Below are 6,825 nucleotides of genomic sequence, written 5' to 3' on the forward strand. Positions count from 1 at the left end.
AATGGGTCAAATGGCCCTAGCCAGGGCAATGTGCGATAGAATCAGTAGCGTGATAATCAAAAAAAATCTAATTATTTAGAATGAAAGCCAAGGGTTAATTGAAAATCTTGAGTTTTTCGAGGTGCCCGCTAGATGAGCTTAGCATGACAAATAGCTGTTATTTTTATAAATCTAAAGCACATGGTAGTATTTTGAATCGATTTATTGATGCAATTGAAAAAATATATTAATCAATAGGTAAAATATGAATTGGGCAAAATTATGGTTGATCTGATGCTAGTAACCACAGGGTTGGTAACTTGCAAGTTTCTGCTAGTGAATAGACAGAGCAAGCGTTAACTGCTCTAAGTGCCTATCTATTTGATATTTAATCGATTAATCAGAAGTGTTATCCTTGTTCATTAGGTAAAATTTAAATGTAATAACGATGTCAGTTTTTTTTAAATATAGTTAATTATAAATAATCATTTATCATGATAAATAATTAAATAAAATATTTTATAAAAATTAAATTTAATAAAATAATTATAATTGTTTAAAGGTAATATTATGTACTCTGTATAATAATTACCTTTAAAATAAGTCAGGCTATTTTATTAAATAGAGGATAGGTTAAAGAATAATCGTGCGGTTGCCATGAACAAAAACGCGTTGTGCTAATACCCAGTATAAAGCGTGGCTTAAGACATTTTTTTCAACGTCTTTACCTGCTCGCATCATATCCTCAGAGGTATAACTATGATCAACGTTAATCACATTCTGAGTAATAATAGGGCCTTCATCGAGATCATTATTGACAAAGTGCGCCGTTGCTCCAATGATTTTGACACCACGTTGATAAGCTTGATGGTAAGGTTTTGCACCAATAAAAGCTGGCAAAAAAGAGTGATGGATATTAATAATTTTATTGGGATAATGTTGAACGAAATTAGGTGTAAGTACGCGCATATATTTTGCTAAAACCACATAATCAGGATCATAATGGTCAATTTGTTCTTTTAATAAATGATCATGTTGTTCTCGCGTTAAATTTTCATGGCTAATGTAGTGAAATGGGATATTAAATTGTTCAACGAGGGATCTTAATGTCTCGTGATTACCAATTACAGCAGCAATTTCCACATCAAGACCATCATAGGCACTTTTCATTAATAGATCACCTAAGCAGTGTGCTTCTTTGGTTACCATAATAACAATGCGTCGTTGATTTGCTGTACTTAATTCACGTTTAGACCCTGATGGTAAAGCATCGTCGAGATCAGCTAATAATGTATTATCGTTGAAAATACCTTCAAGTTCAGTACGCATGAAAAAGCAGTTCGTCTGATGGTCAACAAATTCATTATTTTGAATAATATTTAATTGATGTTTATAACAAATATTTGTGATTTTAGCGATTAACCCTTTTGCATCAGGGCAGATGGTGCGAAGAATTTTTTTTTGAGTGGCTTGTTGCATGAATGGTCTTTTCCTTCAAATTTTTTTGTTACAAAAATATCGCAAAATAGGAAATTATAATCTTGTTACGATAAAATGTGGCAATTCTGACGCTTTTAGGACTGTTATGGCAATGTTTTTTTCAAAATTTCATTAAAATTATTTAAAAAAACATCTTTTTATTATTGTAAATCACATTTTTATCATTTGGAATATTGATTAATTAAAAGCAAACAAGCGCTATAATAGATAAATATGAGTTATTTATGATTAATTTATCTGAAAACTTTAACAAAGGTTCATTTTTATCTTTATATTCACTTTTAATTGGGTAAATAATGTTACTCAATAGTGACTGAATCATCCTCAGTGCTATTGATCATTTATCTACTTTTGTTTACTGATTTGAATTTTAGATATTGATAATAAATTAATAAATAGTTTTTTAGTTGTTAGATTCACGATGAAAAAACATAAGATAATTTTGATTTACAATAGGAATTATTTGGATTAAAGAAAAAAGGAACAAAATTAAGAAAGTAATTTCTAATTACAATAACTGTATAAAAGTAACCAATTGATTCCAATAAATGAAAAATAATTATATATTTCAATACAAAAAAATATATAACTTTAAGTGTAAATCCGTAAAATATTTGTTCTATCATAAGTACTATTTTCTAAAAAGATAATATCGTCAATGGCATTTTATGTAATGTAAGGCTGGCATATGAAAGGGAAGAAAATATTAATTGTAGAAGATGAGGTGGTTTTTCGCTCTGTATTGAGAAATTACCTTAAATCATTTGATGTGATTACTTATACAGCCAGCAATGGGCAGGAGGCGTTAGATATTATTAATGCTGTTGAGCATCTTGATTTGATTTTATGTGATTTAAGCATGCCTGTGATGAGTGGTGAGACTTTAATGCAGAAACTGGTGGAAATGAAGTGTGAAATTCCAGTTATTGTTATTTCAGGAACAAATAGAATTAGTGATTTGGATAGAATGCTTCGACTTGGGGTAAAAGATGCATTATTAAAACCGATTGTTGATTTTGATGATGTTAGAGAGACGATTATCCGTAATTTGTATCCAGATATTGTAGAAACAACCACTCGTTTATCTGCTGAGCTTTCTCATATTCAGCAAATGATCCAGCACGAAAAGCATGATATTTTGCCAGTTTTACTTGAGCTACAACCCAAAGTAAATCAAACACTGGCAAATTATAAAATTAATTATCGGCAGCTAAAAGATATTAATAAAATTGGATTATTATTTGATTTGGCAGAACTTTCTGATAAACAAATAGGTTTTTATTGCCTTGATATTGAGTATTCTTCGGGTGATGGCGTTATGGCTGCATTATTACTTAGAGTTGCATTTAATGAATTATTGCAAACCTATCTTAATAGCCAATCAAACAAATTATTTAATATTAGTGAAATGCTTGAGCAAATAAACACTTTATTAATGGATTTAGGTATTAAAGGACAATTTCCAATTTTATTGGGTTATTTTCATACTGAGAGTAAAACAATTGTATTAGCTTCAGCAGGACTTAATGTAAAATTAAAAACCGAGAATAAAGAAGTCGAGTTGTCATCGAGTGCACCATTGGGTAGCTTACAATCAATTGCCTATCAGCAAATAATGGAAAAAGGAATAGATTGGCAATGTAAAATATGGAATCATAAACATCAAATGACTTTAATGTTTAATTCATTGGTAGAAATATTATAATTATTTACTTTTTACTGGATTGTTAACCTAGGCCAATTTTCTCTAGTTTTCTATTTATTTGGTACATTTTACTGCTATACTCGCCACAAAAGTTGTTGAAAATCTATCTGTCACATTTCATTAGTATATTGTATTTAGGTAACTTGGTAGAAAAAATGAAATTAAAAAAAGCGGAAAAAAAAGTTAGCAAAGCTGTTATTCCTGTCGCCGGATTAGGAACTCGCATGCTGCCGGCAACCAAAGCGATACCTAAAGAAATGTTACCTTTAGCGGATAAACCACTTATTCAGTATGTAGTAAATGAATCTATATCTGCTGGTATTCATGAAATTATATTAGTCACTCACTCTTCAAAGAACTCAATAGAAAACCATTTTGATACCAGTTTTGAATTGGAAGCAATTTTGGAAAAGCGCGTTAAACGGCAATTATTAAATGATGTACAATCCATATGCCCAAGTCATGTCACAATTATGCAAACGAGACAAGGTATCGCAAAAGGGCTTGGACATGCCATTTTATGTGCAAAACCATTGGTAGGAGATGAGCCTTTTGCTGTAGTTTTACCGGATGTAATTATTGATCAATATTATTCTTCGGATTTGAAACAGTATAATTTAACCGCGATGCTGAAGCGTTATCATGAAACATCAGCCAGCCAAATTCTTGTTGAGCCGGTACCAAAGGAGTCTGTATCCAATTATGGTGTTGTAGATTGTGACAATTATGAATTAAAAGCCGGTGAAAGCAAAATTATTAAAGGCGTTGTTGAAAAACCTAAAATTGAACTGGCACCATCTAATTTATCAATCGTGGGGCGTTATGTATTGTCAGAGAAAATTTGGCCTTTATTAGAGAAAACACCAATGGGGGCAGGTGATGAAATCCAGTTAACTGACGCGATTGAAATGTTAATAGAAGGAGAACCTGTTGAAGCCTATCATTTACAAGGTAAAAGCCATGATTGCGGTAATAAATTGGGTTACATGAAAGCATTTGTTGAATATGGTATGCAGCATGAATTTTTAGGTGATGAATTTTCCGCGTGGGTAAAAAAAATATCTTAGATTGCTAATTGTCGATAAATTTGATTCAAATCAATAAAAAAATCTGCATGGTATTTTTATAGAAAATTGCCTATTTGTATTACAAATTTATTTTAACAAGTTCTATTTATGCGTAAAATTAAAATGAGATTTATTAATTATATAAGTAGGCAAGGATGTTGTTTAAATGGAGATATTACAAACTATTTCAAATAATAATAATTTGATTTTGCTGATCATATATCACTTTAGTTGCTAGCTAAAATTTTTTGTGTTGGCGCGTGAGTTTCTATCAATAATATTTACGTTAACACTGATCATAATTATGATAAAAAAGTATAGTAATTATATTTAATTGATTTAGCTTGTATCAGATTAGCCGTTTATTTTTTTGTTTATAAAGTAATCTGTTTATTATTTCTATAGTAAATTTTTTTATAATGAATAGAATGAAATTTAACAACCTCTTTAACAAAATAAAATAGAGAGAAGTCTAATAATGAACATTGAATGCATGACTTTATGGCAATAAAAAACAACGATACTATTTCTTGAAGGAATAATTTGAAATGTTTAGACAACAAAAATTTACATTACATGGTATATCGCTGATAACAAAATATTTATATTAATAGAAGTTGTACATTTTTATGTCGGTTTTTTTATTATAGGAAAAGGTATGGTTAGTTATTAGTGAAAAGTGGCTGGCATGTAAATGTATTAAGTATTTATCTTAGCGAGCAGAGTTTTACGCTTTGATATATATTAGACCTTTAAGGTTGGTTATTTATTGTGTAATAAATGTTAATGATATGTGTAATAAAAATACCCTTTATATAAAGGGTATTTTTAAAGTAGAGAAAGGACATTTAGATTAAAAAATCATCCATATGTTTACCCTTCGCTAGTGCCTTTTTGATGACAGCTGGTGTGCGACCTTGACCGGTCCAGGTTTTGATTTCACCATTTTCATCTTTATATTGAAATTTAGCCGGTCTCGCTGCGCGCTTAGTACGGTTAGATGTTTTTGAAGGAGTTTTTGCAGTAACTAGATCATCTAGACTGAGTCCTTCTCCTTCAAGTAATTTAATATATTTTGCAATTTTTTGACTATGAGCTTCTAATTGTGCTCTCGCTTGATTTTCATCTTCACGACGTTCATCTACAACGGTATTAAATTTATCATGTATTTCTTGTAATGATTCTAACGGCATTTCTCTTGCTATCGCACGTAAGGTACGAATGTTATTTAATGATTTAAAATATTTCAATGAATCGCTCATTTTCCTGGTCTCGAATTAAAATGAATGTTGGCTGATGTCTACTAATAATAGAATGCTATTTTATTTTCTGCAATAGTGAAGTTACAAAATAAGGTCAAATTTATTGTTTTTTTAAACTTAAACTTCTTTGCAAAAGCTATATAAGCTTTCACTGTAAAAATATTATATATCTTATATTAGATACCCTGGATACTTAAAAATCTATACCAAAATGATAGAACTGCTTTTATATTTGAATTTCATTCAGATGTAAAGATGATGTTTTTTATTTTTATTCAACTTTATGGTATGTAACATAAACTAAATTTTAACTTAATATGTGTAAAAGAGTTTGCTTATTAAGCTTTTGTTGAGTTATCACTACTAGGTATCTAAGTTTTTTGATGAATGTTAGCTATTAATAATCTTTTCTTATCACATACTTTGTTAAAATAAAGATGTTGTTTGTAGAGCGTGACATTTAAACATACGAACTTTTTCATGACTATAAACATTACTAAAAAATCTGTTATGTTAGTTATCAATATTTATAATCAAATGAAATTAAAAATAATGTTTGATAATGTATGTGGTAAACTTTCAAAATATTTGTCTAAATAGGTAAGAGGAAAGGGCTAATGGCTCAGCTTTATTTCTATTATTCAGCAATGAATGCTGGTAAATCAACTTCACTACTTCAGTCTTCATATAATTATAATGAACGGGGAATGAATACGCTTATTTTTACCGCTGAGATTGATACCCGATTTGTTCAAGGTAAAGTAACCTCCAGAATTGGTTTAGTTGCAGATGCAATTTTATTTTCGCAACAGACAGATATGGGAAGATTAATAAAAGAAAAAAATAGCTGTCAAAAAATTCATTGTGTGCTTGTTGATGAGTGTCAGTTTTTAACTAAAGAGCAAGTTAGTCAGCTTTGTGAAATTGTTGATTATGCCAACATACCGGTTTTGTGTTATGGATTAAGAACAGATTTTCGTGGTGAGTTATTTATTGGCAGTCACTATCTGTTAGCTTGGTCAGATAAATTTATTGAACTAAAAACCATTTGTTATTGTGGTCGTAAAGCAAGTAGGGTTTTGCGATTAGATGATAATGGGCTTGCTGTCTATCAGGGAGAACAGATTGAAATTGGTGGTAATGAAAAATATATCTCAGTCTGTCGTAGACATTATATGGATGCAATTAATCTGTAGTAGCTCAGACTTGATCTGACAGTTACCGGTTATTTATACAGTATCTGTCAGGCTAAATTTGATTTAAATCTTTTTCTCTCCAAATTTGTTTTCCATCGTGTAAAGTTGCTATGGGT

At 30.1% G+C, this 6,825-nt stretch carries 5 protein-coding genes; 3 read left to right on the forward strand and 2 right to left on the reverse strand.

The window, feature by feature from the left end; genetic code table 11:
• Window positions 1–612: 612 nt before the first annotated feature.
• Window positions 613–1,458 carry a formyltetrahydrofolate deformylase gene (gene purU, locus CBG25_RS13755; protein WP_290607311.1) on the reverse strand — a complete coding sequence of 282 codons (846 nt, stop codon included), beginning with the start codon at window positions 1,456–1,458 and terminating at the stop codon, window positions 613–615.
• Between the two features lie 709 nt (window positions 1,459–2,167).
• Here purU and rssB point away from each other — a divergent pair.
• Both rssB and galU read left to right on the forward strand, forming a co-directional pair.
• On the forward strand, window positions 2,168–3,184 hold the full coding sequence (gene rssB / locus CBG25_RS13760; RefSeq protein WP_290607313.1) for a two-component system response regulator RssB: 1,017 nt from the start codon (window positions 2,168–2,170) through the stop codon (window positions 3,182–3,184).
• Between the two features lie 155 nt (window positions 3,185–3,339).
• A complete protein-coding gene (gene galU, locus CBG25_RS13765; protein ID WP_290607315.1) occupies window positions 3,340–4,251 on the forward strand; it encodes a UTP--glucose-1-phosphate uridylyltransferase GalU in 912 nt (303 codons plus the stop codon).
• An 848-nt stretch (window positions 4,252–5,099) separates the two neighbouring features.
• Here the strand turns inward: galU and CBG25_RS13770 are convergent.
• Window positions 5,100–5,513: an H-NS family nucleoid-associated regulatory protein gene (locus tag CBG25_RS13770; protein ID WP_290607317.1), complete on the reverse strand. Its 414-nt coding sequence runs from the start codon at window positions 5,511–5,513 to the stop codon at window positions 5,100–5,102.
• A gap of 617 nt (window positions 5,514–6,130) precedes the next feature.
• Between CBG25_RS13770 and CBG25_RS13775 the strand changes: the two genes are divergently transcribed.
• Complete coding sequence (locus tag CBG25_RS13775) at window positions 6,131–6,709, forward strand: thymidine kinase (protein ID WP_290607319.1); 579 nt, start codon at window positions 6,131–6,133, stop codon at window positions 6,707–6,709.
• Window positions 6,710–6,825: the final 116 nt, after the last annotated feature.

Origin of the sequence: Arsenophonus sp. ENCA (genome assembly GCF_002287155.1) — a bacterium.
In the GTDB taxonomy this organism is placed as follows: domain Bacteria; phylum Pseudomonadota; class Gammaproteobacteria; order Enterobacterales; family Enterobacteriaceae; genus Arsenophonus; species Arsenophonus nilaparvatae.

Coding starts and splice junctions, on each gene's coding strand:
- purU (WP_290607311.1), bottom strand. CDS start 1,458: ATGCAACAAGCCACTCAAAAAAAAATTCTTCGCACCATCTGCCCTGAT.
- rssB (WP_290607313.1), top strand. CDS start 2,168: ATGAAAGGGAAGAAAATATTAATTGTAGAAGATGAGGTGGTTTTTCGC.
- galU (WP_290607315.1), top strand. CDS start 3,340: ATGAAATTAAAAAAAGCGGAAAAAAAAGTTAGCAAAGCTGTTATTCCT.
- CBG25_RS13770 (WP_290607317.1), bottom strand. CDS start 5,513: ATGAGCGATTCATTGAAATATTTTAAATCATTAAATAACATTCGTACC.
- CBG25_RS13775 (WP_290607319.1), top strand. CDS start 6,131: ATGGCTCAGCTTTATTTCTATTATTCAGCAATGAATGCTGGTAAATCA.